Genomic DNA, 24,719 nt, shown 5'->3' on the forward strand with positions numbered 1-24,719 from the left:
GGGACGAGGCGTGCGGGCGGGGCTGCCGGGGGCGGGAGGGGGCGACCTAGGGTGGGGGGATGAGTGGGAGTCGGGAGTTCGGGGCGGCGGAGGCGGCGGGGGTGCTGCGGCGGCCGCGGGCGGAGGACGACAAGTACAGCAGGGGGGTGCTGGGGGTCGCGACCGGGTCCGAGAGGTATCCGGGGGCGGCGGTGCTCGGGGTGGAGGCGGCCGTCCGGACGGGGGTCGGCATGGTGCGGTACCTGGGGGCGGAGCGGCCCTCCGGGCTCGTGCTCGCGCGGCGGCCCGAGGTGGTCACCTCGGTCGGACGGGTGCAGGCGTGGCTGGTCGGGTCGGGCACCAGTGCCGACGACCGGTCCGAGCAGGAGCGGCGCGTGCTGCTCGACCAGCTGCACTCGGGGGTGCCGGTCGTGCTCGACGCGGGCGCGCTCGATCTGGTCGGAGAGGTCGCCGGACCGGTGATCATCACTCCGCACTTCCGCGAGCTCGCCGGGATGCTCCAGCGGGCCGGAGTCGAGGTCGACGCCGCGACGATCGCCGCGGATCCGGGGCACTGGGCGTGCCGCGCCGCCGAGCGGTTCGGGGTCTGCGTGCTGCTGAAGGGCAGCACGACGCACGTGGTCTCGGGCGACGTCGCGCTCGAGGTGAGCGGATCGACTCCGTGGCTCGCGACGGCCGGCAGCGGCGACGTCCTCGGCGGGGTGCTGGGGGCACTGCTCGCAGGACGCTCGGCCGATGCCGAGGCGAGAGGGGCGGCCCTCGCCGACCGCGAGCTCGCCTCCACCGCAGCGGCCGCGGCCGTCCTGCACGCCCGGGCGGGCGTGAGCGCCTCCGGAGGAGGGCCGATCGCGGCCCTCGACATCGCCGAGCACCTGCCGCGCATCGTCGCGAGCCTCCTGGAGTGACGCGCCGGGCTGTCCCCGCGAGAAGGACAGCCTGTCAATGCTCCGGATGCCTGAACCGATCCCGGCGCCCCGTCGTTGTCCCGGGAGAAGCGCGCGACGCGGCCGCATCACCGCAGCCCCACGGCCGCTTCATCGGAACCCCACACGTCCCGCCTCTACAGTCGGGACCCACAGCCGCGTCCGCACCCCACTCAGGAGAACAGACATGACCGCGAAGACCACGACTCCCGTCCGCTACGCCCTCACCCTCCTGGCCGGAGCGGGCACGCTCGCCGCCCTCGCCGCCTGCTCCAGCACCGCGACCGCCGGCACCGACTCCGCCGAGGAGACGACCGGCTCGAGCTCGGCCGCGTCCGAGCCCGCCACCGGCTCGACCGAGGCGGCGACCGGAGACGCGGCGGCGAGCGACAGCGCCTACGCCGACGGCACGTACGACGCCGAGGGCGCCTACACCTCGCCCGGCGGGAACGAGACCGTCGGAGTCGAGCTGACGCTCGAGGGCGGCGTCGTCACGGCCGTCACCGTCACCCCGCAGTCCGAGAACCCGACCGGAGAGCAGTACCAGGAGCGCTTCGCGAGCGGCATCGCCGGCGAGGTCGTCGGCGTCCCCCTCGACGAGCTCGACGTGAGCGTCGTCTCGGGCTCCTCGCTCACCTCCGGCGGCTTCAACGACGCCGTGGAGACGATCAAGGCCGATGCCGCGGCCTGACGACCGGCACGTGCTCGAGCACGTCTGGCGGTTCGACGCGATCGGCACCGTCTGGCGGATCGACTCCGGCGACGCGCTCGACGCGGGCGTCCGCGCCCGTGTCGACGCGGTCGTCGACCGGTACGACCGCACCTGGTCGCGATTCCGCGCCGACTCCGACGCGTCGCGCCTGCGCACCGAGTCGGGGGAGCACGTCTTCCCCGAGGAGGCGGAGGAGCTCTTCGCCCTCTACGACGACCTGCACGAGCTGACGGGCGGAGCGGTGAGCCCCTTCGTGGGCGACGCCCTCGAGCAGCTGGGCTACGACGCCGACTACACGCTCGTGCCCCGCGGCCCCGTCGCCGCTGCGCCGTCGTGGCCCGCCGCCCGCGCACGCGGCGGACGCGGCCTCGACACCGCGGCTCCCGTCGTACTCGACGTCGGAGCGGCGGGCAAGGGCCACCTCGTGGACCTGGTCCTCGACGAGTTGCTCGAGGCCGGCGTCGAGCACTCGGTCGTCGACGCCGGAGGCGATCTCCGCGCCCTCGCGGCCGGTCCGTTCCGCGTCGCGCTCGAGCACCCCTACGATCCGGCTCGGGCGATCGGCGTCGCCGTCCCCCTCGAGCGCGCGCTCTGCGCCTCCGCCAGCAACCGCCGCGCCTGGGGCGACGGCCTGCACCACGTGCTCGACGGACGCACCGGCCGGCCTGTGGACACCGTCGTGGCCACCTGGGCCGTCGCCGACTCCGCCCTGCTCGCCGACGGCCTCGCCACGGCGCTCTTCGTCGCCCCGCCCGAGACGCTCGCCGATCGATTCGACTTCGAGTTCGTCCGCGTCTTCAGCGACGGCTCCCTCCACCACTCGCCCCGCTTCCCCGGAGAGGTCTTCCGATGATCGGCACCCTCGATCGCGCCCTCGGGCGCATCACCATGTACCGCCTGGTCTGGATGACGCTCGCCGCGCTCCTCCTGGTGGCCCTCGCCTACTCCGCGGCCGGGCGCATCTTCTTCACGCCGCTCGAGATCGCCGCGACGGCGGTGGTGGCCGTGGTCTCGACGACGGCCGCGACCTGGCTGATCGCGCGGGCGGTGCGCTCGCCGGCGCACCTCGAGTCCTCGCTGGTCACCGGCCTCCTCATCGCGTTCCTCCTCTTCCCGACCGCGGAGCCGAGAGCACTGCTCGTCGTCGCGCTGGTCGGCGTGATCGCCGCGGCGTCGAAGTACGTCCTCGCCTGGCGCGGCCGCCACCTCTTCAACCCGGCCGCCGTGGCCGTCCTCCTCGTCGCCCTCGCAGCGGGTCTGATCGAGGGCACACCGCTCGACGGCTCGCTCACGGCCGCCGCCTGGGTGCTGCCGACCGGCGCGCTCTGGCCCTGGGTGCTGGTGGCGGCGCTGGTGATCGTGGCGCGGGTGCGCCGCTGGGCGATCTTCCTCGTGTTCGTGCTGGTCGCGGGTGCCGTCTCGATCACGCAGTCGGTCCTCGGCGGGCAGGAGCCGGCGGCGGCCGCGCTCTCCGTCCTCACGGCCTACCCGTTCGTCTTCGCGGCGGCCTTCATGCTCACGGAGCCGTTGACGCTCGCCCCGCGCCGCTCCCAGCAGCTCGTCGTCGCCGTCGTCGCGGCGCTGATCACGAGCGTCCCGTTCCACCTCGGGATCCTCTACTCGAGCCCGGAGCTGGGACTCGTCGTCGGCAACGCGCTCGCGTTCGCCTTCGCGCACCGCCAGCGCCGACGGCTGCCGCTCGAGCTGCGCTCGGCGGAGACGATCGCGCCGGGCATCATGGAGTATCGGTTCCACTCGCGCACGCCGCTGCACTTCGAGGCGGGCCAGTGGCTCGAGCTCGATCTGCCGCACCGCTCCGATGCGCGGGGGAGCCGGCGCACCTTCTCGCTCGCCTCCGCCCCCGGCGACGCCGAGCTGGCGATCGCGATGCGGGTGCCCGAGAAGGCGAGCAGCTTCAAGCGCGCCCTCGCGTCCCTCGAGCCCGGGGCCGTCGTCCGCGCAACGGGTGTCGGCGGGGACTTCGTGCTGCCGGCCGATCCCGCCGTCCCCCTCCTCCTCGTCGCCGGAGGCATCGGGATCACCCCGTTCGCCGCGCAGCTCCGCGCGCTCGCCGCCGGACCGCCGCGCGACGTCGTGGTCGTCTACGCCGTCCCACGGATCGAGGACGTCGCGTACCGCGAGCTGCTCGCGGAGTCGGGCGCGCGGGTCGTGCTCGTCGCACCGCCCGCTCCGGACCTGCTGCCCGAGGGCTGGACCCACGCGTCGGGACGCCTCACCGCCGAGTCCCTCGCGGCTCTGGTGCCGGACGCCCCGCGCCGCACAGGATTCGTCTCGGGCTCTCCGCTGTTCGTGGACTCGGTCCGGGCCGCTCTGCGCGGCGCCGGCGCGAAGCGCATCCGCACCGACGCGTTCGCCGGATACTGAGGATCGGCCGTCGGTCGGTGCCTGCCAGGATGCCGTTCGACGCCCGCTCTATGATGACGCCGTGACGACCCCAGGACCCCGCGCGACCGCCCGCCCGATCGCCTGGCTGCGCGAGAACCGCGACTCCGCCACGGTGCTCTGGGGCTCCTTCGCCCTCGTGCACGTCGTCCTCTCGGTGCTGGCGCTCTTCGCGCCGGGCCTGCCGATGGGCGACGTCAGCATCGTCTACAAGCAGTGGATGCAGACGGCCGTCGACGGCGGCGGCATCGCCGGGATCGACACCGGCTGGGTGTACCCGATCCTCGCCTGGGCGCCGATCGCGGCCGCATGGCTGCTCGGCGCCGCCGGGTACGACCTGGTGTGGCTCGTGCTGGTGGCGCTGGCCGACGCGGCGGCCTTCGCCGTCCTCGTCCGCGGCCGGCGTCCCGCGCGGCTGGTCGCCGCGCGCTGGTGGCTCCTCTTCCTCGTGCTGCTGGGCCCGATCGCGGTCGGGCGGATCGACGCGTTCACGGCACCTCCCGCGATCGCCGGGATGCTCTGGGCCGCCACCCGGCCCGGAGCCTCCGCCCTGCTGCTCACGATCGCCACCTGGGTGAAGGTCTGGCCGGCGGCGATCCTCGCGGCCGCCGTCCTCGTGCTGCGCGGTCGGGTGCGCCGTATCCTCGTGCCCGCCGCGGCGTCCGCGGTGATCGTCGCCGCCGTCGTCGTCGCGGGAGGAGGGGACCACGTCTTCAGCTTCGTCTCGGACCAGACGACGCGGGGGCTCCAGATCGAGGCGGTGGTGAGCACCCCGTGGATGTGGCTGTCGACGATCGACGGTTCGGGGAGCTACGTCTGGTACGCGGCCGACATCAACACCTTCGAGATGCACGGGCCCTCGACCGGTGCCGCCGCCGACCTGATGACCCCGCTGCTCGCCGTGTGCATGCTCGCCGTCGCACTGCTGGGGCTGCGTGCGCTGCGGTCCGGCGCCTCGGCCGGCCGGCTGTTCCCGCTGCTCGCGCTCGCGTTCGTCGTCGTGTTCATCGACGTGAACAAGGTGCTCTCCCCGCAGTACGTCGTCTGGCTCGCCCCGCCCGTGATCGCGGGCCTGGTCGTCGATCGCGACGCGTTCCGGACGGGTGCCCGGCTGGCGCTCGCGATCGCCGCGCTCACCCAGCTCGTGTACCCGTACCTCTACCTCTTCCTCCTCTACTCGCACTGGTGGATGGTGCTCGTGCTCACCGCGCGCAACGTCCTGCTGCTGGTCCTGCTGGGCTGGGTCGTCCGTGAGCTGTGGCGCTCGGGGACCCGCGTCGCGGACGGAGCGCTGCAGGCCGGCGCCGTGCGGAAGACTGCTGTCGCCCGCTGAGTCCGCACGGCTCGTAGGCTCGGGGACGAGCGGCCGACTCGCGGCCGCACAGCAGGAGGTCCCCATGCTCGTCGCGTTCTCGGTCGCTCCCTCCGGTGGCGAAGGCCCCGACGCCTCCGTCCACGACGCGGTCGCCGCAGCGGTCCGCATCGTCCGCGACTCCGGACTGCCCAATCGCACGACCTCGATGTTCACCGAGATCGAGGGCGAGTGGGACGAGGTGTTCGACGTGATCAAGCGGGCGACGGAGGCGGTCGGCGCGCACGGCTCGCGCGTCTCGCTCGTCCTGAAGGCCGACATCCGCCCCGGCTACTCGGGCGAGATCGACGCGAAGATCGAGCGACTCGACCGCGCGCTCGGCGAGTGAGTCGAGCGGGAGAGCGCTCCCGCTCGAATCGTTTCGATCTACTCCGGATTCCGCGTACCCTGGTGCGGTGACTCTCTCGCCCGGACGGACCCGCCTCGCCCTGCTCGCCCTCGCGATGGGCGGTTTCGGCATCGGATCGACCGAGTTCGTCGCGATGGGCCTGCTCCCGCAGCTCGCCGCCGACCTGCTCCCGGGCGTCTGGGCGACCGACACCGAGCTGGCCAACTCGCAGGCCGGCATGCTCATCTCGGCGTACGCCCTCGGAGTCGTCGTCGGGGCCCCCACGATCGCCGCCGCGGCCGCCCGCTGGCCGCGCAAGCGCCTGCTCCTGGGCCTGCTGGTCGCGTTCACGCTCGGGACCGTCGCCTCGGCCCTCCTGCCGACGTTCGAGCTCGTGCTCGTCGCCCGCTTCGTCGCCGCCCTGCCGCACGGCGCGTACTTCGGCATCGCGTCGCTCGTCGCCGCCGATCTCATGGGTCCCGGCAGCCGCGGCAAGGGCGTCGCCTTCGTCCTCTCGGGGCTCACGATCGCGAACGTCGTCGGAGTCCCCGCGATCACCTGGGTCGGCCAGAACGCCGGCTGGCGCACCGCGTACCTCGTCGTCGCCGCGATCTTCGCCGCGACGGTCGTCGCCGTCCAGCTGCTCGTGCCGCACCAGCCGGGCGATCCCCGCGCGACCATGCGGAACGAGCTCAAGGCGTTCGGCCGGCTTCAGGTCTGGTGGACGCTCGCGATCGGCGCCATCGGCTTCGGCGGCCTCTTCGCGATGTACAGCTACATCACTCCGCTCTCGACCGAGATCACCGGACTCCCGCTCGGTGCGGTGCCGTGGGTGCTCGTCGTGATCGGCCTCGGCATGACCGTCGGCAATCTCGTCGGCGGCTGGGCGGCTGATCGGAACGTGACGCGCGCCCTGATCGTGCTGTTCGTCGGAGTGGCCGTCTCGCTCATCGGACTGGCGTTGACGGCCACGACGGTCGTCGGCCTGCTCGTCTTCGGGTTCCTCGCGGCCGGCTTCTCGGCGGGAGCCTCGCCCGCGATCCAGACCCGGCTGATGGACGTCGCCCGCGACAGCCAGACGATCGCCGCGGCCCTCAACCACTCGGCGCTGAACATCGGCAACTCGGTCGGCGCCGCGCTGGGCGGAGTCGCGATCGCGGCCGGCTTCGGCTACCTCTCGCCGATCTGGGTCGGCGTCCTGCTCACCGTCGCCGGCATCCTGCTCGCGATCGGCAGCCTCGCCCTCGACCGCGCGCGCGGCACCGTTCACACCGGCCCCCGCGAGCCCGCCGCCCCCGGCACCGGCAGCGTCCCGATCAACGCCCTGTAGGGGGCTCGTCCGGTCCCGCCGCTGGGCCGACCTCGGAGGACGCGGGTCTCGATACGCCGCCCTGCGGCCGGCTACTCGACCAGCAGGGTGGGGCTGGGGTCGATCAGGGCAGGGCACTCTGCGGATCGAGCCGCGCAGCGAAGCCGACCGCGGCCCGGCAGGTGGAGACCGCCGGGCAGGCGAGCAGCGCGTGAGCCCGCGACCGGAATCCGCGTGCCAGCGGATTCCGGCAGGGCGCCGCGACCCGCTCTGCGGTACTCGCCACGTCGTGAATCCGACCGCGGCACGGCGGGCGGGGACCGCCGGGCACAGCCAACACTGCTCCGCGTGCCAGCGGATCCCGGCAGGGCGCCGCAGGACGCTCTGCGGTACTCGCCACGTCGCGAAGCCGACCGCGGCCCGGCGGGCGGGGACCGCCGGGCACAACGACTCAGTCCGTCTCGATCAGGATCCCGTCGTGGATGGCGCGCTTGCGCAGCGCCACCTTCGTGCCGACGTCGATGCCGACCACGCGGTACTTCTCGCGGATGCGCTTGAGGTACGACTTGGCGGTCTCCTCGGAGATGCCCAGCTCGAACGCCACCGACTTCACGGGCTCGCCTCCGCCGTAGAGCGCCATGACGCGGCGCTCCTGGGCGCTCAGCTTCGGGGCCCCGTCGGAGTCGCCGGTCGACAGCGCCATGTCGAGCTCGTGCGAGATGTAGGAGTGGCCGTCCTTGGCCGCGCGGATCGCCTCGACGATCATGTCGGCGTCCTCGGTCTTCACGAGGTACCCGAGCGCACCCGAGGCGAGCGCTTCGCGGACGACGGCCGGCTCGGAATAGGTGCTCATCAGCACCGTCTTCACGCCGGTGGTCTTCAGGGTGGAGAGCTTCACCGAGATCGGGATGTTGTCCTTGAGGTCCAGGTCGAGCAGCACCACGTCGACGGGGAACTCGGGGTGGGTGAGGAGCTCGGGCCAGGAGGCGACGGCGGCGACGAGCTGGATGTCGGAGGCGGCGCCCCGGATCCACTCCGTGAGGGCGCCGAGGAGCATCTTGTGGTCGTCGACGACGGCGAGGGTGATCTTCGGCTCGGCGGTGTGTGTCATCGGGGATCCTTCGGCTGTTCGTGGCGGAGGCGGGTGGGCGGTGTCCCGAGGCGTCCCGTCATCGGTCGACGGGGTTCTCGACCAGGCAGTCGATCTCGATCCGCAGCTCGCCGCCGCGGGACGGGGTGCGGGAGGCGCCCACCTGAGCGATAGCTTCCCACGTCGCAGGATCGACTCCGCGCAGTGGCACACCCTCGCAGCGGAGCAGGATCGGGACGAGGAGGGTGCGTGCGGGAGCGTCCGGGCCGGGTTCACGCGGTGCTCCGGCGTGCACGTGGAGTGCCGCGGGGGTGCCGACCGCTCCGTCGAGGATCAGCCAGATGGCCGAGAGGAGGCCGTCGCGCTGAGCCTGGCCGAGCAGCCCGGCGGTGCCGTCGGGGTCCTCGAGGTGGACGAGGGGGGCGAGGAACTCCGACTCGAGGATCGCGTGGTGCAGCCAGGTCTCGCGGCGCCCCTCGATGAGGTGGAGCCGCAGCTGGGTGGCGAGCGAGGCGGCGCGGGCGGCGCGGGTGGAGTCGAGGGGGAGCGGAGTGGTCGCGTCGCCGACCTCGGCCAGCAGCTGCTCCGCGGCGAGGTCGAGCCGCGCGAGCTCCTCGGACGCGAGCATCCCGACGGCGTAGCGCGGGCCCGTCGTGGTGCTCTGCACGAGCGCCCGGTCGATCTCGAGCTGCACCATGCGGCGGAAGCCGCGCATCATCACGACGACGACGACGGCCGGAGTGACGGTCAGTATCAGCGCGCTGACCCGGACCGAGATCGCGGCCGCGCCGTCCGAGGCCATCGCCGCGAACGCGAGCAGCTCGGCCGCGGTGATGATCAGCGCCACGACGATGATCTCGACTCCTCGGCGGTGCACGATCAGCGCCGCGTGCGCGACGGCGGCGCCCACCGCGGCGGTCGGCGCGGCTCCGGCGCCCGGCGCACCTGCGACGGCGATCAGATCGAGGACGACCGTGGTCGCGGCTCCCAGGAGGAAGGCGGCGTACGCCCACGACGGGAGGCTCTGGCCGGAGAGGCGGATCGCGAGGACGGTCGCTCCGAACATCGCGACCAGCAGCAGCCAGGCTGCGACGACGAGGCCGGCCTCGTCGTAGTCGTCGAGAGTGGAGAGGAAGACCAGCAGCTCGTACACCATGATCGCGAGCGCGATGCCGGTCAGGCCGCTCCCGAGGTAGCTCGTGCCGAGCCCCTCGTGCTGCCGCTTGGCCGACGAGGCCGCTCGTGAGGGCCGTCCTCGGCGCGAGGGGCCCCCGCGGAGCAGCGGGGCGACCGTCTCGGTCATTTCGGCACCTCCAGGACGACGGTCGTGCCGGCTCCGGGCGCACTGAACAGCCGGGTCCGCCCGCCGACGTCCGCGAGGCGGGCGACGACGGACTCCTTGAAGCCGAGTTTGGCGGCGGGCACGGTGCCGATGTCGAAGCCGACGCCCGCGTCGGTCACCATCGCGCGCACCGTCCCGTCGTCCTCGGTGATCGTGACGTCGGCCGAGTTGACCCCGGAGTGGCGGCGGACGTTCTCGAGGCACTCCGCGAGGGCCATCAGGAAGGAGTCGAGAGCGGCGCCGCTCAGCACGATCTGGCCGGAGCCGTGCCAGATGACGTCCAGGCCCATCCGGCCGAAGCGCTTCTTGACGCTCTCGAGCGTGTTCGCCGCGGGAGCGCTCGTCACGCTGGTGAGCTGGTAGGAGCCCGACGCGCTCGGGGTGGGCGTGGCTCCCAGGCGGAGCTGGCGCAGGAGGTGCGCGTCCTCGGCGGCCTGCTGGCGGAGCGCGTCGACCGAGACTCCGACGCCGGAGTGGGCGAGCAGCGTCAGCGTCGCGAGGACGGTGTCGTGCAGCAGCCGCGCGCCCTGGCGGCGCTGCGCCTCCGTCTCGCTGGCCTGCCGCTCGACGCGGTGCGCGTTGCCGATGCTGTCGATCCGACGCACGACCCGGGGCACCGCGGTGCTGATCCAGAGCGCGAGGGCGCACAGGCACCCCCAGGGCAGCAGGCTCAGCAGCAGGGCGTTGAGGGTCATGGCGCTGCTCGCGATCAGGATCGACGGGATCAGGCTGGCGACCATCACGGGCAGCAGGAGCAGTGCCCGACGCGTCGACGTGGTGACGACGACGGCGACCGTGCTGGTGACCGCGTTCGCCGTGCTGACGAGGACGAAGGCGGCGAAATCGGGGGAGTCCGCGAGATCGAGGGCGAGCCCGGCGCTGAGCAGCAGGCCGCCCGCTCCGCTCGCGATCAGCCACAGCCGCCCGCCGCTGCGGCCGAGCTGGACGTGCACGGCGGCGAGACCGAGCAGGAGGGCCACCGCGGCCGGAACCGCGATCGGACCGAGCGTGCCGGGCACGAGGACCAGCGCGAGAGCGGCGGTGTCCGTCAGCAGGCCCACGGCCCGCGCGGACTGGCGCAGGAGGCGGTCGCGCTCCCGCGCGCTGCGGATCATCGGCACCGGGCTGCTCCCTCGGGTCTCCGGGGGGAAGCCCCCCGACTCACGATAGCCACCGCTCGCCCGTCCGCCCGGACCCGATCAGACGGCGAGCAGTCGCGCGAGGTGGCCGCCGACCGCGTCGTCCTCGATCAGGAAGCCGTCGTGCCCGAACGTCGAGCTGATCACGGCGACCTCGTCGCCGTCGATGTTCCCGGGGGCGTGCGCGGCGATGATCCGCTGACCCTCGACCGGGAAGAGGCGGTCGCTGTCGATGCCGAGGACGAGAGTGGGGCTCGTGATGCGGGAGAGCGCCTCCGCCTCGCCGCCCCGTCCGCGCCCGACGTCGTGCGAGTTCATGGCCTCGACGAGCGTGATGTAGCTGTTGGCGTCGAAGCGCCGGGTGAACTTGTTGCCGTGGAAGTCGAGGTAGGACTCGACCGCGAACCGCCCGCCGCCGCCGAGGGGGCTGATCCCGGACTGCCAGCTGCGCTCGAAGCGGTCGTTGAGCTCGGAGGGGCTGCGGTAGTTGAGCAGTGCCATCCGTCGGGCGAGGGCGAGGCCGTGGTACGGGCCCTGGCCGTCGCCGGCGTCGTAGTAGGCGCCGCCGGCGAAGTTCGCATCGCTGCGGATCGCCTCGAGCTGCACGAAGTTGAGGGCGATCTGATCGGCGGTCGCGCGCGGGGGAGCGGCGAGGACGGCGAGCCGGGCCACGCGCTCCGGATGCTCGATGCCCCACTCGAGCGCCTGCATCCCGCCCATGGATCCGCCGATGACGGTGTGCCAGCGCTCGATGCCGAGGAGATCCGAGAAGAGCGCCTGCGCGCGGACCTGGTCCCGGACGCTCGTGTACGGGAAGCGGGCTCCCCACTCGTGCCCGTCCGGCGCGAGGGAGGCGGGGCCGGTCGAGCCCTGGCAGCCGCCGAGCATGTTCGGGGCGACGACGAAGTAGCGATCGGTGTCGATGACCTCGCCCGGCCCGACGAGCCCGGACCACCAGCCGTCGGTGGCGTGCCCGCGGTCGCCGCGGCCGATCAGGTGGGAGTCGCCGGTCAGAGCGTGCAGTACCAGCACCGCGTTGTCGCCGGAGGGCGAGAGCTCGCCCCAGGTCTCGTAGGCGATGCGCACGTGCGGGAGGTGGCCGCCCGACTCGAAGTCGAACGGGCCGACGTCGACGAAGCGGCGGTTCCCGGGATCGTCCCCGTCGCGCCAGGCCCCGGTGGCCGGGGGCTTGCCGATCACCGAGCGCAGCTGGCGCTCGGTGACGAACGCCGAAGGGACGGTGTCCTCGAGTGTCTGCTGCCAGTCCATAGCGGTGTCCATCGTGTCAGAGCGCCGCCCCGCGCCGTGGTTTGTTACGCCCGTCCCGGCGTGCGCGCGCGAGATCGCCTCTCACGGACGAGATCCCCCGCCTCAGCAGGGGATCTCGACCGTCCCCTCCCGCGGGAGGGGCAGCGGATCAGGCGTTCGCGCGGGAGGCCTCGACGACCGCGCGTGCGGCGCGGAGGGCCTGGGCGAGGTCGGCGCGCAGGTCGTCGATGCTCTCCAGCCCGACCGAGAGGCGGACGAGGCCGGGCGTGACCCCCGCCGTCAGCTGCTGCTCCGGGGTGAGCTGCGAGTGCGTGGTCGAGGCGGGGTGGATGACGAGCGAGCGGACGTCGCCGATGTTCGCGAGGTGCGAGAACAGGGTGAGCGAGTCGACGAACGCGCGGCCGGCGTCCACTCCTCCCTTGAGCTCGAACGAGAGCACGGCGCCGACGCCCTTGGGCGCGTAGCGGTTCGCGGCGGCGTACCAGGGCGAGGTGGGCAGGCCCGAGTAGTTGACCGAGGCGATGTCCGAGTGGTTCTCGAGGTACTCGGCGATCTCCTGCGCGTTCTGCACGTGGCGCTCGATCCGCAGCGACAGGGTCTCGATGCCCTGGATGAGCTGCCAGGCGCTCGCCGGGGCGATCGAGGCGCCGAGGTCGCGCAGCAGCTGCACGCGGGCCTTGATGATGTAGGCGAGGGAGTCGCCGACCGCGGCGGTGTAGACGGCGCCGTGGTACGACTCGTCGGGCGTCGTCAGTCCGGGGAACTTCGCCGCGTTCTCGGTCCACGGGAAGGTGCCGCCGTCGACGATGGCGCCGCCGATGACGGTGCCGTGCCCGCCGAGGAACTTGGTCGCCGAGTGCACGATGATGTCGGCGCCGTGCTCGAAGGGGCGGATCAGGTACGGGGTCGCGATCGTGTTGTCGACGATCAGGGGCACGCCGGCCGCGTGGGCGACGTCGGCGACCGCGCGGATATCGAGGATGTTGATCTTCGGGTTGCCGACGGTCTCGGCGAAGAAGAGCTTGGTGTTCGGGCGCACCGCGCGGCGCCACTCCTCCTGGTCGTCCTGGTTCTCGACGAAGGTCGTCTCGATGCCGAGCTTGGCGAGGGTGTACTTGAAGAGGTTGTACGTGCCCCCGTAGATCGAGGAGGAGGAGACGATGTGGTCGCCCGCGTGCGCGATGTTCAGCACCGCGGCGGTCTCGGCGGCCTGGCCCGACGCGAGCAGCAGGGCGCCGGAGCCGCCCTCGAGAGCGGTGAGGCGCTCCTCCACCACGGCCTGCGTGGGGTTCTGGATGCGCGTGTAGATGTTGCCGAACTCGGCGAGGGCGAAGAGGTTCTTGGCGTGCTGCGCGTTGTCGAACACGTAGGACGTGGTCTGGTAGATCGGAGTCGCACGGGCCTTGGTGACCGGGTCCGGAGCCGCTCCCGAGTGGATCTGCTTGGTCTCGAACTGCCACTGGGCGGGGTCGGTCATGGTGCATCCAATCGGGTCGTTGAGTCGTCCAGGCGGAGTCCGTTCTCCGCCGCGACGAGCCTAGGCGTGCCGCCGCGCGGGGGCGAGGTGCCCGACACACGGGGTAATCCCGGCGAGGCGCCCGGTCAGCGGCGCGGGCCGCGGTCGGTCGCGGCAGGCGCGTCGCGCTTCGACCCCGTGGGGTCCGCGCGCCCCGCCCGCTCCGGCCGCTCGTCCTTCACCGGAGCGAAGAGCCACGCCGCCCGCGGCTCCACGATCTTGTGGAACACGGTGCGTGCCCAGCCGAGGGAGAGGACGACCGAGACCGCGATGCAGAGCACGATCATGAGGACGAGTGCGAGGACGCTGTCGGCCGAGGACAGGACGCCCGACTCCCGCAGCGGGTAGAGGACGAAGCTGTGCAGCAGGTACACGTACATCGTCGACTGGCCCCAGGGAGTGAGGACGGTGCGCCCGCGGGGGATGAGCGCGAAGAGCGCGAGCGAGAGGACGACGGCCGTGAGCATCAGGGCGAGCCGCACGAGCCCCGCCCACCAGGCGGTCTCGCCGAGCGCGTCGTACGGGCGGTCGTAGAAGAACCAGAAGCGCAGGTCGGCGGCTCGGAACGCGTCGATGTTGACGGTCATCACCAGCGCCGTGATCGCGAACAGCACGACCGCCACGACGCGCACGGCGAGCACGCGCGGCGCCGGGAGCGCGAGCCAGCGGTCGACCAGCAGCGCCGAGCCGGCCCTCCACCCGCGCAGCCGCCAGCCGAACACGAAGAAGGGGAGGATCCCGATCGCCCGGGCGAGGGAGAAGGTCGAGTCGATGTTGTCGTAGTAGCTGACTCCGACCGCGAGCACGACGCTGATCAGCAGGGGCCAGCGCAGCAGCGCCAGGTACGGCAGCACGAGTCGGAAGATGCCGAGCGCGAGCAGGAACCACAGCGTCCAGCTCGGCTTGGTCGGGTTGAACTCCGACTGGCCCTCGACCAGGAACTGCACCAGCGTCCAGACCGTCTCCATGATCAGGTACGGCAGCAGGATGTCGGTCAGGACGCGGCGCATCGCCCGGGAGTTCGGCGCCCCCGCCTTCGAGAAGTACCCCGAGATGATGGCGAAGGCGGGCATGTGGAACGCGTAGATCGTGAGGTACACGATCAGGGAGACGTCCGAGTTGGCGGTCAGCCGCTGGATCCCGTGGCCGATGACGACGAGGGTCACGCAGACGAAGCGCGCGTTGTCCCACAGGGGGACGCGTCGCTTCGGGGGAGCGGTGACACCGCCGGTGGCGGGTGCCGGGTCGGCGGGCTGCACGCGGCCAGACTAGCGTTGGGGTCGACGACGGAGTCGGTGGTGTCCGAGGCTTGACGGAAGGGGACGAGCGTGGTTCGACGCGTCGTGGTGACAGGAGCGAGTTCGGGGATCGGTGCGGCGACGGTGCGCTTGTTCCGGGAGCACGGCTGGGACGTGGTGGCCGTCGCACGGCGCCGCGAGCGGCTCGAGGCGCTCGCCGCGGAGACCGGCGCGGACCTGTTCGTGGCGGATCTCACCGACTCCGAACAGGTCGACGCTCTGCGCGACCACCTCGAGGCGACCGGGGCGGTGCACGCGCTCGTGAACAACGCCGGCGGCGCCCTCGGGCTCGACACCGTCGAGGCGTCCGACGCCGCCGACTGGACGCGCATGTTCGAGATCAACGTGCTGTCGGTGAAGCTCGTCACCAGCGCCCTGCTCCCGCTGCTGCGCCGGGGCCTCGCCGATGAGGGCTCCGAGGGCTCCGCCGACATCGTCACCGTGACCTCGATCGCCGGGCACATCGCCTACGAGGGCGGAGGCGGGTACAACGCCGCGAAGTTCGCCGCGCACGCCCTGGTGGCGGTCCTGCGCCTCGAGCTCGCCGGCGAGCCCATCCGCGTCATCGAGATCGCGCCGGGAATGGTGCACACCGAGGAGTTCTCGCTCGTCCGCTTCAGCGGCGACAAGGCCCGGGCCGACAAGGTGTACGACGGAGTCGCGGCGCCGCTGGTCGCGGAGGACGTCGCGGCCGCGATCGTGTCCTCGGTCGAGCTGCCGAGCCACGTCGACCTCGATCTGGTGACCATCAAGCCGGTCGCGCAGGCCGCGCCGCACAAGGTCGTCCGCGGTGAGCTCGCTCCGAAGCTCTGACGGGGGCCGTCCCGTCGGGCGCTGATGTGACGCGGAGGTGCGCGACGCCTTAGCCTGTCCCTCATGGTTTCCGACGCCGACGACTCCGCCGCCCTCCTCGCCGCCACGGAGAAGGAGGTCCTCGGCTGGCTCGAGTTCGGCGACGCCGCACGCCATCTCGCGGACGACGTGGTCGCGTCGGGCTACCGCCCCGAGCTCGTCGTCGCCATCGCGCGCGGCGGACTGCTGCTCGCGGGGGCCGTCGCCTACGCGCTCGGCATCAAGAGCTGCGGCGCGTTGAACGTCGAGTTCTACACCGGCGTCGAGGCCCGGCTCGCCGAGCCCGTCGTGCTCCCGCCCCTCCTGGACGAGGCGTCGGTGCGCGGCAAGCGGATCCTCCTGGTCGACGACGTCTCCGACTCCGGGCACACCCTCGCCCTGTCGGTGAAGCTGATCCGCGCGATGGGTGCCGAGGTGCGCACCGTCACGCTCTACACGAAGCCCCGCACGGTGCTCGAGCCCGACTTCTTCTGGCGCCGGACTCCGCGCTGGATCGTCTTCCCGTGGTCGGCTCTGCCGCCGGTGGACGGAGCGCTCGGCGAGGACGACGAGTGAGCGTCCACCTGATCGGCGGCGGTGGCGGCGCCGAGCACGACTCCGACCTCTACGGCGCATTCCTGTCGGAGGCGCGCGCCCGCGCCGTCGACGCCGGGCGCATCGAGGGTCCCCGCATCGCCATCGTGGTGGTGCACGACGGTCTGGGCCCCGAGGCCTGCTCCGGCTACGCGGCGACTCTCGCCTCCGTCGGCCAGCTCGAGCCGGTCCCCGTCCTGAAGCCCGAGGGCGGTCGGATCGACCCGTCCGTCTTCGACGGGGTCGACGGGATCCTCGTGGGCGGCGGGCTCACCCCCGCCTACCGCGACGCGCTCGAGCCGTCGTTCGCGCGGCTGCGCGATCTCGTCTCCTCGGGGACCCCCTACGCCGGGTTCTCGGCGGGCGCCGCGATCGCGGCCGACCGCGCCATCGTCGGCGGGTTCCGCATCGGCGGCGTCGTCGTGGCGCCGGAGGAGGCGGCCGAGGAGCTCGACGAGGTGACGGTCCTCGAGGGGATCGGCCTGGTCGACGTCTCGATCGACGTGCACGCCGCGCAGTGGGGCACGCTGGGCCGGCTGGTCGCCGCCGTCGAGGCGGGCCTGGTCGACGGAGGGGTCGCCATCGACGAGTCCACCGTCCTCACGGTCGGCACCGGCGCGCTCCGCGTCTCGGGTGCCGGCTCGGTCTGGCGCGCGAGCGCCGGCGAGGCCGGGGTGCTCGTGGCGACGCTCGCCGCGGGCTGATGGATCTGCAGGAGCTGGCCGGCGCCGGACTGATCGACCGCGGCTGGGCGGACGCCCTCGCTCCCGTCGGGCCGGACATCGCGGCGATGGGCGACTTCCTCCGCTCCGAGACCGCCGGCGGTCGGCCCTACCTCCCCGCCGGCAAGGACGTGCTCCGCGCGTTCGCGGCGCCTCTGGCCGACGTCCGCGTGCTGATCGTCGGCCAGGACCCCTACCCGACGCCCGGGCACCCGATCGGGCTGTCCTTCGCCGTCGAGCGGCACGTCCGGCCGGTGCCGCGCAGTCTGCAGAACATCTACCGCGAGCTCCGCGACGATCTGGGGGTCACTCCTCCGGCGCACGGCGATCTCGGCGAGTGGACCCGCCACGGCGTGATGCTGCTCAACCGAGTCCTCACCGTCGCACCCGGTGCGCCGGCGTCGCATCGGGGGAAGGGCTGGGAGGCCGTGACCGAGCATGCGATCCGCACGCTCGCCGCGCGCGACGCTCCGCTCGTCGCGATCCTCTGGGGGAGGGACGCCGCCGGCCTCCGGCCGATGCTCGGCGACGCCGGCGTGATCGAGAGCGCGCATCCGAGTCCGCTGTCGGCCTCGCGCGGCTTCTTCGGCTCGCGGCCCTTCAGCCGGGCGAACGCGCTCCTCGAGGAGCGGGGCGCCGAGCCGGTGGACTGGAGCCTCGCGGAGTGAGCCGCGGCGCCCTCGTGCGCGCCGATACGCTGGACGGGGTGCGCGCGCGAGCGGCCCGGATCGATGGAGGGGATCCCCATGCTGGAGGAAGAGTACGAGCAGCGACGCGTCCTGCCGCCGCACCTGCGGAAGGCGCCGCCGCCCGAGCCCGGCTTCTCGTACGAGATCCGCGAGGCGCGCGAGGAGGACCTCCCCGACATCCGCGAGATCTACAACCACTATGTGCGCAACACCGTGGTGACCTTCGACGAGGACGACTCCACGATCAAGGAGTGGCGGACGAAGTTCGCCCGCAACGTGAAGCTGGGTCTGCCGTTCATCGTCGCGGTGTCCCCGTCGGGTCAGATCCTCGGCTACGCGATGGTCTCGCCGTGGTCGTCCAAGCGCGCCTACCGGTTCACGGTCGAGAACTCGATCTACCTCCGTGCGGCGTCGACCGGCAAGGGACTCGGCAAGGCGCTGATGACCGAGCTGCTCGACCGGGCGAAGGCGGTCGGCATCCGGCAGATCATGGCCGTCATCGCCGACAAGGGGGCGGACGCGTCGCTCGCGATGCACGCGCAGTACGGCTTCGTCGAGGTCGGCCGGATGGGCCGGGTGGGCTTCAAGTTCAACCGCTGGCTGAGCACGGTCCTGCTGCAGAAGACGCTGAAGTAGCGTCGCCCGCGGACACTGCGAAAGCGCCGTGCCCGCGCGGGCCGTCGACCGCCGTTCCCTACACTTGTCGGCATGGAATGGCTGGTCCCGCTCATCGTCGTCGTGGCCCTCGTGGTGATCCTCGGGATCTACCTCTGGGCGACCTACAACTCCCTGGTCACCCTGAACGTGAGGGTCGACGAGGCCTGGAGCGACATCACCGTCCAGCTGAAGAGACGCGCGGATCTGATCCCCAACGTCATCGACGCCGTGAAGGGCTACGCCGCCCACGAGAAGCAGGTCTTCGAGCAGGTGACCCGCGCGCGAGCCGAGACCCTGTCGGCGCAGGGGCCGGCCGAGGCGTCCGCGGCCGAGGACCACATGCAGAAGGCGCTCAAGTCGATCTTCGCCGTGGCCGAGGCGTATCCGCAGCTGCAGGCCAGCCAGAACTTCCTCCAGCTGCAGGGCGAGCTCGTCGAGACCGAGGATCGGATCCAGTCGGCGCGCCGCTTCTACAACGGCGGCGTGCGGGAGATGAACACCAAGGTGAAGGTGTTCCCCAACACGCTCTTCTCGCGTCGGCTGGGCTTCTCGGAGCGCGACTTCTTCGAGGTCGACAGCCTCGCCGCGATCTCCGAGCCGCCGCGCGTCCAGTTCTAGGCGCTGCAGCGCGGGCGGATCTCAGGCTGACGGACCGGCCTTCACCGGAACCGCCAGCGGTCCGCCGTTCAAGGTCGTGAGGTACTCCTCGAAGACCGGCGCCGGGTCCGCGCCGCTCGCGACGGCGTCGACCAGGGCGCGGCGGACGAGGGCCATCACGATGGTCGCGAGCACGGCCGCGCGCGGGGTCTCCTCGGGCTCGAACCCCATCCGCTCCGCGATGCACGGAGTGAGGGCGGCCTCGCCGTCGTGCAGGGACTGCGCCCAGACCGCGCGCATCGCGGGGGTCTCGGTGAGGAGCGGGATGAGCCGCAGCGTGCGGTCGAGCTGCGGACCCGAGGCGGCGGCGGCGAAGGCGGCGCCGAGCGCCGTGCTCAGCGGCTCGTCGGCGGGGCGGGCGGTCAGCGCCCGGCCCATGGCCGCGATGGCGGCGTAGAGCACGGGTCGGACGCAGTCCTCCTTGCCGCCGAGGTAGCTGTGGAACGTGCGCAGCGAGATGCCGGCCGCATGGGACAGGTCGATCGAGCTCACGCCCTTCACCGTGCCGCGCTCGAGGAGGAGCCCCACGCACTTCTCGGAGAGGGCGAGGGCGATCGATCCGGAGCGTTCGTCCACCATGCCGCTCACGCTAGGACATCCGGACGGGCGGACCGCACCGCCGAGAGGAGCGCCGCCGCGAGCGTGCCCCGCTCGACGACCTCCACGGCGTCGAGCCCCTGCCAGGCGGCCGCCTCCACGAGCAGCGCCGCCAGACGCTCCGCGGTGTCGGCGGGTGCTCCCGGCTCGAGCCAGGCGGCCTGCACGCGCAGGACCTTGCGCTGCCGGTCGCTCTTGAGGTCGACCCGGGCGGCGAGGACGTCGTCGAGGAGCACGGGCAGCACGTAGTAGCCGTGCACGCGCTGCGCCGCGGGCGTGTAGATCTCGATCCGGTAGTGGAAGCCGAAGAGGAGCTCGGCGCGCGGGCGGTGCCAGACGACGGGGTCGAACGGCGAGAGCAGGGCGTCGGCGCGGAGCGAGCGCGGCCGACGGGCGTTCGCGTGGAGCCAGAGGGGGACGGGACGTCCGGAGCGCTCCCAGCCGCGCACCTCGACGGGGAGCAGCTCGCCCGCCTCGACCAGGTCGTGGACCGCTGCGAGGGCGGGCGCCCGGCGCAGGCGGTGGTAGTCGGCGAGATCGCCGAGCGTCGCGACTCCGTGCGCGACGGCCGCGCGGCGGACGAGCTCGCGCACCGCGTCCTCCTCCGCGATCTCGGTCTCGAGGACCTCGCGCGGCAGGACCTGCTCGGCCAGGGCGTAGGCGCGCTCGAAGCGCGTGCGCCCGGCGCTGACCACTTCGCCCCACCGGAACAGGACCTCGAGACCGCGCTTGATGTCGGACCAGCCCCACCACGGCCCGGTGCGGACGTTCGACTCGTGCTCGATCTCGGACGCGCGGAGCGGTCCGTCGGCCAGTGCGTCGCGGAGCCAGTCGAGGGTGGCCCGGTTCTCGCCGGCCCAGCCCTCGTGCTCGGTGCGGCGGTACTGCTCCATCCGCCAGCGGTAGAGCGGCACGTCGGCGCGACGGATCAGCGCCGCCTCGTGCGCCCAGTACTCGAGGTAGTGCCCCGTCGGCGCGAACGCCACGGCGTCGAGCAGCGAGCGGTCGTACGGCCCGAGGCGCGCGAGCAGCGGCAGGTAGTGGCTCCGCTCGAAGACGTTGACCGAGTCGAGCTGCAGCGGCCGGATGCGGTCGACGACGCCGAGGACCTGCCGCGTGCCGATCCGCGGCGGCCGGGGCGCTCCGAACCCCTGCGCGGCGAGGGCGATGCGGCGCGCGAGGGCGGGGGAGAGCTGCTCGGTCATCGTCCGACCACGCTAGCGAAGGCCTCCGACATCGCCGCGCCGGATCCGCCGCCCGTCGTTCCCCGCCGGTTCACCCGGCCGTCCCCGCGCTGTCGTCCTCCACTCCTACGGTGCCCGAGGCGACCCGCCGGGTGCGCCATCCCGATTCCTGGAGGACTCTTGAAGACCCAGCGCCTCTCGCGCCTCGTCCTGGTCGCCGCCGCGACCACCGCCTTCGCTCTCACCCTCTCCGCGTGCTCCGGCGACGCGACCGCCTCCTCGGACGGCGGGGTCGACGCGTCGACCGCCACCTCCGCCGCCGACCTCGGCGGGCTCGACGCCCTGATCGAGGCCGCGGAGGCCGAGGGCGAGCTCAACGTCATCGCGCTGCCCGACAACTGGGCGAACTACGGCGAGATCATCGCCGGCTTCGAGGAGGAGTACGGCATCACCGTCAACTCCGCCGACCCCGACGTCTCCTCGGCCGAGGAGATCAGCACCGCCGAGAACCTCGCCGGTCAGGACACCGCTCCCGACGTGTTCGACCTGGGCCCCGCGGTCGCCCTGGCGAGCACCGACGTCTTCGCCCCCTACAAGGTCGAGACCTGGGACGACATCCCGGACGGGAACAAGGAGGCCACCGGCCTCTGGGTGAACGACTACACCGGCCTGATGTCGATCGGCTACGACCCCGAGGCCGTTCCGGAGCCCGAGTCGCTCGAGGACCTGCTCGGCGCCGACTACCGCGGTTCCGTCGCGATCAACGGCGACCCCACGCAGGCCGGAGCCGCTGCCGCGGCCGTGCAGCTCGCCGCGCTGCAGTCGGGCGGCTCGGCCGATGACGTCCAGCCGGGCATCGACTTCTTCGAGGAGCTCAACGACGCGGGCAACTTCCTCCCGCTCGACCCGACCGAGGCCACCATCGCCTCGGGCGAGACCCCGGTGGTCTTCGACTGGAGCTACAACAACCTCGCCGCGGGCACCGCGAACGAGGGCACCCGCGAGTGGGCGACCACCGTGCTCCCGGGCTCGGCGGTCGGCAGCTACTACAACCAGGCCGTGAACGCCGACGCCCCGCACCCCGCGGCGGCGCGCCTCTGGCAGGAGTACCTGTACTCGGACGCCGCGCAGAACCTCTACCTCGCCGCCGGCGCCTACCCCGTCCGCCTCGCGGCGATGGTGGAGGCCGGCACCGTCGACCAGGAGGCGCTCGACGCCGTGGGTGAGGCTCCGGCCGACCTCGTGCAGTTCACCGAGGAGCAGACGGGAGCCGCCTCCGCGCTGCTCGCCGAGAAGTGGCCGTCGGCGATCCAGTGACGACCGCCTCCGTCGCCGCCGCCCCCGGGACCCGCGCGTCCCGGGGGCGGCGGGGCGTCCCCGAGATCCTGGGCGTCGCGCCCTTCGCGGTCTACGTCCTCCTGTTCCTCGCCGTGCCCACCGTGCTCGCCGTGGGCACCGGCTTCGTCGACGGCGAGGGCCGCCCCACCCTCGAGAACCTGATCGCGCTCGGGGATCCGGTCGTCCTGTCGGCGTTCGGGGCCTCGCTCGGGCTCTCGGCCTTCACCGCGGTCGTCGGAGCGGTGCTCGGCGCGATCGTCTGCCTGGCGCTCGTCGGCTCGGATCCGCGCGGACCGCTCCGCTCGGTCGTCGACGCGGCGGCCGGGGTGCTCGCCCAGTTCGGCGGAGTGATGCTGGCCTTCGCCTTCATCGCGACGATCGGCGTGCAGGGGATGGTCACGACCCTCCTCGCCGGCCTCGGGGTCGATCTCTACGCCGACGGCGTGTGGCTGTATCAGATCGTCGGCCTCGTGCTGCCCTACCTCTACTTCCAGGTGCCGCTGATGGTTCTGACGTTCCTCCCGGCCCTCGAGGGGCTCCGCCCGGAGTGGGCCGAAGCGAGCGCGGTGCTCGGCGGAGGAGCCGCGACCTACTGGTGGCGCGTCGCCGTGCCGGTGCTCGCCCCCTCCTTCCTCGGCTCGGTGCTCCTGCTCTTCGCGAACGCCTTCTCGTCCTTCGCCACAGCGGCCGCGCTCATCAGCCAGGGAGCGCAGATCGTCCCGCTGCAGATCCGCGCAGCGCTGGTCTCCGAGACCGTGCTCGGTCGCGAGAACACGGCCGGCGCCCTCGCCCTGGGGATGCTCGTGGTGATGGTGGTGCTGATGACGGGCTACTCGCTCCTGCAGCGACGTGCGCGGCGGTGGCAGCGATGAACCGCGCCGTGTCCCGGGTCGTGCTCGTCGTGACCGGGCTCGTCTTCGCGGTGCCGTTGATCGCGATGGCCGAGTTCACCCTCCGCGGCGCGGGCGGGTACGACCTCTCGCACTGGGCCGCGATCGTCGATCCGGCCAACAAGCGCGGTTACCGCGCGCTGTTCCAGGGCATCGGCAACTCGCTCCTGCTCGCGGTGGTGACAGCGCTGCTGGTGCTGGTGCTGCTGGTCCCCACGATGCTCCTCGTCGAGATCCGCCTGCCGCGGCTGCGGAGAGTGCTCGAGCTCGTCTGCCTGGTCCCGCTGACGGTGCCGGCGATCGTGCTCGTCGTCGGCCTCGCGCCGGTCTACTCCGTCGTCACCCGGCTGGCCGGGTCGGCGCCGTGGACGCTGGCACTCGCCTACGGGGTGCTGGTGCTGCCCTACGCGTACCGGGCCGTCGCCGCGGATCTCGCCGGACTGGACGTCGTGACCCTCTCGGAGGCGGCGCGCTCCCTCGGCGCCGACGGGTGGACGGTGCTCGTGCGCGTGCTGCTGCCCAACCTCCGCCGCGGACTCGTCGCCGCCGCGCTCATCACCGTCGCGGTCGTGCTCGGGGAGTACACGGTCGCCTCCCTCCTCAGCCGCACGACGCTCCAGACCGGCCTCGTGCAGGTCTCGCGGTCGGATGCGTTCGTCGCGGTGATCTTCTCCCTCCTCTCCCTCCTCTTCGCGTTCGCCCTGCTGCTCGGGATCGGCCGCCTCGCGCGGATCGGCCTGCCGCTGGGAGCCGCCCCCTCCCCGAAAGGCGCCGCATGAGCGCACAGCCCCTGACCACCCCCGGAGCCCGGGTCTCGTTCGTCGACGTCGTCAAGCAGTACGGATCCGCCCGAGCACTCGACGGGGTGTCGTTCGACGCCGCCCCGGGCGAGTTCGTGGCGCTCCTGGGTCCCTCCGGCTGCGGCAAGACCACCGCGCTGCGCGCGCTGAGCGGGCTCGAGCGGATCGACTCCGGCCGGATCCTGATCGACGGCGAGGACGTCGCCGGGATCCCCGTCGCTCGACGCGACCTGGGCATGGTCTTCCAGTCGTACTCGCTCTTCCCGCACCTGCGCGCCCGCGAGAACGTCGAGTTCGGACTCCGCACCCGCGGGGTCGGCGCGGCCGAGCGGAGGGTCTCGGCCCAGGAGGCGCTCGATCTCGTCGGGCTCGGCGCTCTCGGCGACCGGTACGCGCACCAGCTCTCGGGCGGCCAGCAGCAGCGCGTCGCTCTGGCACGGGCGCTCGTCACGCGCCCGCGGGTGCTGCTGCTCGACGAACCGCTCTCGGCGCTCGACGCGAAGGTCCGGGTGCAGCTGCGCGACGAGATCAGGCGCATCCAGAGCGAGGTCGGCATCACCACCTTCTTCGTGACCCACGATCAGGAGGAGGCCCTCGCCGTCGCCGATCGGGTCGCCGTCATGAGCGCCGGGCGCATCGAGCAGCTCGGCGCTCCGGAGGAGCTCTACACGCGGCCGAGGACGGCGTTCGTCGCGCACTTCATCGGGCTCTCGAACGTCGTCCCCGGAGTCGTCGCCGACGGCGCGGTCGAGGTCCTCGGAGTCCGCCTGCCGCTCGTGGACGCGACGACGCCCGCCGGCGCGGTCGAGGCGTTCCTGCGCCCGGAGGACGTCGAGCTCGTCGCCGAGGGTGCCGCGGGAACGCTCGGGGCGGTCGTCGTGGCGTCGAGCTTCCTCGGCCCGGTGCGGCGCTCGACCGTGCGCACCGACGGGGGAGTCGAGCTGATCGTGCAGCACCGCGCCGGCGAGAAGCTCGAGGCCGGGCAGACGATCGGGCTCGCGCTCGGGTCCCGTCCTGTCGCCGTGAGGGCCGTCAGCTGAGTCCTCGCGGTCGATACCG

25 protein-coding genes are annotated in these 24,719 nt (G+C 72.7%); 17 read left to right on the plus strand and 8 right to left on the minus strand.

What is annotated here, in order from left to right; genetic code table 11:
- Positions 1–59 precede the first annotated feature (59 nt).
- From ASF46_RS05845 to ASF46_RS05875, 7 genes are all read left to right on the plus strand, one after another.
- Positions 60–905, plus strand: coding sequence for an ADP-dependent NAD(P)H-hydrate dehydratase (locus ASF46_RS05845; RefSeq protein WP_056866749.1), 846 nt, complete (start codon positions 60–62; stop codon positions 903–905).
- 205 nt (positions 906–1,110) lie between these two features.
- Positions 1,111–1,614, plus strand: coding sequence for an FMN-binding protein (locus ASF46_RS05850; RefSeq protein ID WP_056866750.1), 504 nt, complete (start codon positions 1,111–1,113; stop codon positions 1,612–1,614).
- Complete coding sequence (locus ASF46_RS05855; RefSeq protein ID WP_056866751.1) at positions 1,601–2,488, plus strand: FAD:protein FMN transferase; 888 nt, start codon at positions 1,601–1,603, stop codon at positions 2,486–2,488. Before ASF46_RS05850 ends, ASF46_RS05855 begins: the two co-directional genes overlap by 14 nt.
- Positions 2,485–4,020 carry an FAD-dependent oxidoreductase gene (locus ASF46_RS05860; RefSeq protein WP_056866752.1) on the plus strand — a complete coding sequence of 512 codons (1,536 nt, stop codon included), beginning with the start codon at positions 2,485–2,487 and terminating at the stop codon, positions 4,018–4,020. The genes ASF46_RS05855 and ASF46_RS05860 overlap by 4 nt, the downstream gene beginning before the upstream one ends.
- A 61-nt stretch (positions 4,021–4,081) precedes the next feature.
- Positions 4,082–5,371, plus strand: coding sequence for a glycosyltransferase 87 family protein (locus ASF46_RS05865; RefSeq protein WP_056866753.1), 1,290 nt, complete (start codon positions 4,082–4,084; stop codon positions 5,369–5,371).
- 64 nt (positions 5,372–5,435) lie between these two features.
- The gene (locus ASF46_RS05870) at positions 5,436–5,738 is read left to right on the plus strand and encodes a thiamine-binding protein (protein WP_056866754.1); all 303 of its coding nucleotides are present in this window, start codon (positions 5,436–5,438) and stop codon (positions 5,736–5,738) included.
- A gap of 115 nt (positions 5,739–5,853) precedes the next feature.
- Positions 5,854–7,068: an MFS transporter gene (locus ASF46_RS05875; RefSeq protein ID WP_056867471.1), complete on the plus strand. Its 1,215-nt coding sequence runs from the start codon at positions 5,854–5,856 to the stop codon at positions 7,066–7,068.
- A 430-nt stretch (positions 7,069–7,498) separates the two neighbouring features.
- On the opposite strand, the gene ASF46_RS05880 is transcribed toward ASF46_RS05875, so the two are convergent.
- The 6 genes from ASF46_RS05880 to ASF46_RS05905 all read right to left on the minus strand — a co-directional run bounded on the left by ASF46_RS05880 (position 7,499) and on the right by ASF46_RS05905 (position 14,662).
- Positions 7,499–8,158: a response regulator gene (locus ASF46_RS05880; protein ID WP_056866755.1), complete on the minus strand. Its 660-nt coding sequence runs from the start codon at positions 8,156–8,158 to the stop codon at positions 7,499–7,501.
- 58 nt (positions 8,159–8,216) lie between these two features.
- A complete protein-coding gene (locus ASF46_RS05885; protein ID WP_056866756.1) occupies positions 8,217–9,440 on the minus strand; it encodes a hypothetical protein in 1,224 nt (407 codons plus the stop codon).
- Positions 9,437–10,594: a sensor histidine kinase gene (locus ASF46_RS05890; protein ID WP_056867472.1), complete on the minus strand. Its 1,158-nt coding sequence runs from the start codon at positions 10,592–10,594 to the stop codon at positions 9,437–9,439. Before ASF46_RS05890 ends, ASF46_RS05885 begins: the two co-directional genes overlap by 4 nt.
- Before the next feature lie 84 nt (positions 10,595–10,678).
- The gene (metX, locus tag ASF46_RS05895) at positions 10,679–11,887 is read right to left on the minus strand and encodes a homoserine O-acetyltransferase MetX (RefSeq protein WP_056866757.1); all 1,209 of its coding nucleotides are present in this window, start codon (positions 11,885–11,887) and stop codon (positions 10,679–10,681) included.
- A 148-nt stretch (positions 11,888–12,035) separates the two neighbouring features.
- Positions 12,036–13,364 (minus strand): bifunctional o-acetylhomoserine/o-acetylserine sulfhydrylase, encoded by a 1,329-nt coding sequence (locus tag ASF46_RS05900; RefSeq protein ID WP_055788297.1) that lies wholly within the window; start codon positions 13,362–13,364, stop codon positions 12,036–12,038.
- 125 nt (positions 13,365–13,489) lie between these two features.
- On the minus strand, positions 13,490–14,662 hold the full coding sequence (locus tag ASF46_RS05905) for an acyltransferase family protein (RefSeq protein WP_056866758.1): 1,173 nt from the start codon (positions 14,660–14,662) through the stop codon (positions 13,490–13,492).
- 69 nt (positions 14,663–14,731) lie between these two features.
- Here ASF46_RS05905 and ASF46_RS05910 point away from each other — a divergent pair, with 69 nt between their 5' ends.
- The 6 genes from ASF46_RS05910 (at position 14,732) to ASF46_RS05935 (ending at position 18,812) form a co-directional block, all read left to right on the plus strand.
- Positions 14,732–15,514, plus strand: a complete 783-nt coding sequence (locus ASF46_RS05910; protein WP_235576861.1) for an SDR family NAD(P)-dependent oxidoreductase — start codon at positions 14,732–14,734, stop codon at positions 15,512–15,514.
- 63 nt (positions 15,515–15,577) lie between these two features.
- Entirely contained in the window at positions 15,578–16,108 is a 531-nt protein-coding gene (locus ASF46_RS05915; RefSeq protein ID WP_055788307.1) for a phosphoribosyltransferase, read from the plus strand.
- A complete protein-coding gene (locus ASF46_RS05920) occupies positions 16,105–16,830 on the plus strand; it encodes a peptidase S51 (RefSeq protein ID WP_082485274.1) in 726 nt (241 codons plus the stop codon). The genes ASF46_RS05915 and ASF46_RS05920 overlap by 4 nt, the downstream gene beginning before the upstream one ends.
- Positions 16,830–17,516, plus strand: a complete 687-nt coding sequence (locus tag ASF46_RS05925; RefSeq protein WP_056866761.1) for a uracil-DNA glycosylase — start codon at positions 16,830–16,832, stop codon at positions 17,514–17,516. Before ASF46_RS05920 ends, ASF46_RS05925 begins: the two co-directional genes overlap by 1 nt.
- Before the next feature lie 78 nt (positions 17,517–17,594).
- Complete coding sequence (locus ASF46_RS05930) at positions 17,595–18,173, plus strand: GNAT family N-acetyltransferase (protein ID WP_056866762.1); 579 nt, start codon at positions 17,595–17,597, stop codon at positions 18,171–18,173.
- Between the two features lie 72 nt (positions 18,174–18,245).
- Positions 18,246–18,812 (plus strand): LemA family protein, encoded by a 567-nt coding sequence (locus ASF46_RS05935; RefSeq protein WP_055788320.1) that lies wholly within the window; start codon positions 18,246–18,248, stop codon positions 18,810–18,812.
- Positions 18,813–18,833: 21 nt separating this feature from the next.
- Here the strand turns inward: ASF46_RS05935 and ASF46_RS05940 are convergent, their stop codons facing one another.
- Positions 18,834–19,430 carry a TetR/AcrR family transcriptional regulator gene (locus ASF46_RS05940; RefSeq protein WP_157602249.1) on the minus strand — a complete coding sequence of 199 codons (597 nt, stop codon included), beginning with the start codon at positions 19,428–19,430 and terminating at the stop codon, positions 18,834–18,836.
- Positions 19,431–19,435: 5 nt separating this feature from the next.
- The gene (locus tag ASF46_RS05945; protein WP_056866764.1) at positions 19,436–20,653 is read right to left on the minus strand and encodes a winged helix-turn-helix domain-containing protein; all 1,218 of its coding nucleotides are present in this window, start codon (positions 20,651–20,653) and stop codon (positions 19,436–19,438) included.
- 159 nt (positions 20,654–20,812) lie between these two features.
- Here ASF46_RS05945 and ASF46_RS05950 point away from each other — a divergent pair, with 159 nt between their 5' ends.
- From ASF46_RS05950 to ASF46_RS05965, 4 genes are read left to right on the plus strand one after another with little or no spacing between them, the layout of a single operon-like run.
- Entirely contained in the window at positions 20,813–21,949 is a 1,137-nt protein-coding gene (locus ASF46_RS05950; RefSeq protein WP_056866765.1) for an ABC transporter substrate-binding protein, read from the plus strand.
- A complete protein-coding gene (locus ASF46_RS05955) occupies positions 21,946–22,842 on the plus strand; it encodes an ABC transporter permease (protein ID WP_056867473.1) in 897 nt (298 codons plus the stop codon). The genes ASF46_RS05950 and ASF46_RS05955 overlap by 4 nt, the downstream gene beginning before the upstream one ends.
- Positions 22,839–23,639 (plus strand): ABC transporter permease, encoded by an 801-nt coding sequence (locus tag ASF46_RS05960; protein WP_056866766.1) that lies wholly within the window; start codon positions 22,839–22,841, stop codon positions 23,637–23,639. The genes ASF46_RS05955 and ASF46_RS05960 overlap by 4 nt, the downstream gene beginning before the upstream one ends.
- Entirely contained in the window at positions 23,636–24,700 is a 1,065-nt protein-coding gene (locus tag ASF46_RS05965; protein ID WP_056866767.1) for an ABC transporter ATP-binding protein, read from the plus strand. The genes ASF46_RS05960 and ASF46_RS05965 overlap by 4 nt, the downstream gene beginning before the upstream one ends.
- The last annotated feature ends 19 nt before the right edge of the window (positions 24,701–24,719 follow it).

The organism is Rathayibacter sp. Leaf296 (assembly GCF_001423045.1).
Classification (GTDB): domain Bacteria; phylum Actinomycetota; class Actinomycetes; order Actinomycetales; family Microbacteriaceae; genus Rathayibacter; species Rathayibacter caricis.